Origin of the sequence: Clostridium sp., assembly GCF_051650885.1 — a bacterium.
Lineage (GTDB): Bacteria > Bacillota > Clostridia > Clostridiales > Clostridiaceae > Clostridium.
Genome location: NZ_JBOFRG010000171.1, coordinates 1 through 2,346, shown reverse-complemented (window position 1 = coordinate 2,346; position 2,346 = coordinate 1). Strand labels below are relative to the sequence as shown.

At 26.7% G+C, this 2,346-nt stretch carries 2 protein-coding genes; both read right to left on the bottom strand.

Annotated elements, in window-relative coordinates; translation table 11 throughout:
• Nucleotides 1-251 precede the first annotated feature (251 nt).
• Nucleotides 252-1,022: a CPBP family intramembrane glutamic endopeptidase gene (locus ACRC28_RS08440; RefSeq protein ID WP_438543013.1), complete on the bottom strand. Its 771-nt coding sequence runs from the start codon at nt 1,020-1,022 to the stop codon at nt 252-254.
• 213 nt (nt 1,023-1,235) lie between these two features.
• Nucleotides 1,236-2,261: an IS1595 family transposase gene (locus ACRC28_RS08435; RefSeq protein ID WP_438543012.1), complete on the bottom strand. Its 1,026-nt coding sequence runs from the start codon at nt 2,259-2,261 to the stop codon at nt 1,236-1,238.
• Between the last annotated feature and the right edge of the window lie 85 nt (nt 2,262-2,346).

The following is a 2,346-nucleotide window of genomic DNA, read 5'->3' as shown; positions in this document are numbered from 1 at the left end:
GGCTCTGTTTCAATATACTGTTGATAATAGTATATTAAAAAGACAAACTATAAAAAACTACTAGCTTAGGTTTTAAGATACAAATTAAATTTTCACAACTAAATTTGCATAGTAAATAATATAGCTAAAGGTCAAGCGAATGCTTGACCTTTACTTTGTATTAAATATATTATTACCCATTAGATTACTTTAGATTATGTGCTATTTTAAAACAGATAGCTTGTCTTTTATTGCTTATGAATGTTTAAATTTTAAAATAAAATAGGCATAAAAAGAAGTTGCGTACAAATATGTGTAAATCCATGAGATATCATGGCATACTCTAAACCTTTCTTCCAATATAAATATCCGAAAACTAATCCGCCAATTCCATTTAATAGCATCATTCTTATAATAACTACAACTCCAAGTTCTGGGAATATACCTTTAGTGGCTGGTAGATGTCCTAATGCAAATAACATAGCAGCTAAGATAATCGCAACCCAATATACTTTTGTGGAAATATTCTCCTTTTGTTTAAATAATTTGGAAATAATGAATACCAAAAGTGACATAAAGAATAATCTTAAAAGTAGTTCTTCACCTATTCCACCATATATAACACCACTTATAAAGTAATCTATATTGAAAGAATAAGGTTGAATTAGACCGTCTAAAAATCTACTAAATATAAATCTATCACTCATAGTAAATATAGAACCTAATACAAAACCTAGAAAAAGTGATATACTAAGACTTTTCTTATTTAGTTTATAAGTTTCTTTCAAATATAAACTCCTCAATAAACCCTTATCTAACTTTATTTTTCTAGCTAATTTCAAACCAAAGAAAGTCAAAACAAAGGTCATTAAAAAGGATTGTATTATACTTATTAAAAATAGTTGTCCTGTAGTAAGTCCTTCTGGTAATTGAGTATTTAATGTTTGTAATTGCATTTTAACAGCAAATAATACTCCTACCATAGCAACTGTCGTCATTAATAAACTTAGTTTTAAATCTTTTTTGTCTAATTTTAATTTCATGTAAACCTCCAAATTGAGAATTATTTAACTAATACTCATTATTTTATTGCATTTATTTTACCATAAATTACAATTATTTACTATATTCCTTTCAATAATATATTTTTCATACCATAATTTGGGTATATAGGCAAACTAACGGTTAGATTTTCTTGCAAATCTTTTAAAGTTTCTACATGAGTCTGTAGAATAATTCAAAAGAAAATGGTGTATTTAAACAAAATTTGGTTTTCTAAATTTAAATTTTTTAATTTCAGTATAACTATATGTTGTATTACTATGGACTATTAAGTTTCTGATTTGAATATTTTGTTTTTCATTAGAAAACGTACTAATCCATTTATAATATTTCAAATAATTTTCAAGATATTTTGTTGCAACTCCATTAAATTTTGACATGAATTTCCTTAAATTAGAATGCAAGCTATTAATGTGTTGAATATGATAAATATCTTTTTTGTGCTTTCCTCTTTCGATTTGAATATGCTCTAATTCCATATCTTTAGCAAATTGAATATAAGATTTATGACTATCTGTACACAGTATCGATGATTTATCAATTTTATCTTTATATAGACGGTCTAATTCCTTAGAGGTCATTCTTCCAGTGCATAACAGTTCCATTATTAAATTACCTTGTCTATCTAAAGCAGTAGCAACACAAACTTGCTCATTACTAATTCCACGCTTTTTAACCTCTTTACCTCTTTTACGAGAAGGTCTTGGCATATTAGCAGGTTTAGTTCCTTTATATGAATATGCAAAAAAGACTTCATCAGCTTCTATTACACCATCAACAAATCCTTTTCCAAGAAATGCACTTATGCAATTAAGTATTTTATGTCTCCAATAAAAACTCGTAGCAACGCTAATTTTAACGATTTCAGCACATTTCCTTATAGAATATCCTTCAACCATACATCGTGCATATTTCAGCCATTTAGATAGTGGTTTTTTACTTCTATAGGTGGCAGATAAACTTAAATCTGAAAAAGTTCTATTACAATCCTTGCAACGATATCTCTGAATACCATTATTTTTGCCATTTCTTACAACAGAATGACTAGTGCAATAACAGCAAACAGCTCCTTTTGAAAATCTAATATTTTTAACATCTTTAACTATCCCATCTGACTTTGTATCTAAAAAAATTAAATCTTCTAATTGATTTAATAATAACTCTTTTTGATTATGTGAAAGTTTTTTTATTTGTTGTAATATTGTTGCTACTTTATTCATTAATTGCCTCCTAAAAATGTGTATATTTAATTATAGACATTTTCTCAATATTTAACACAAATCAACAGTTATTTATAACAGAGCC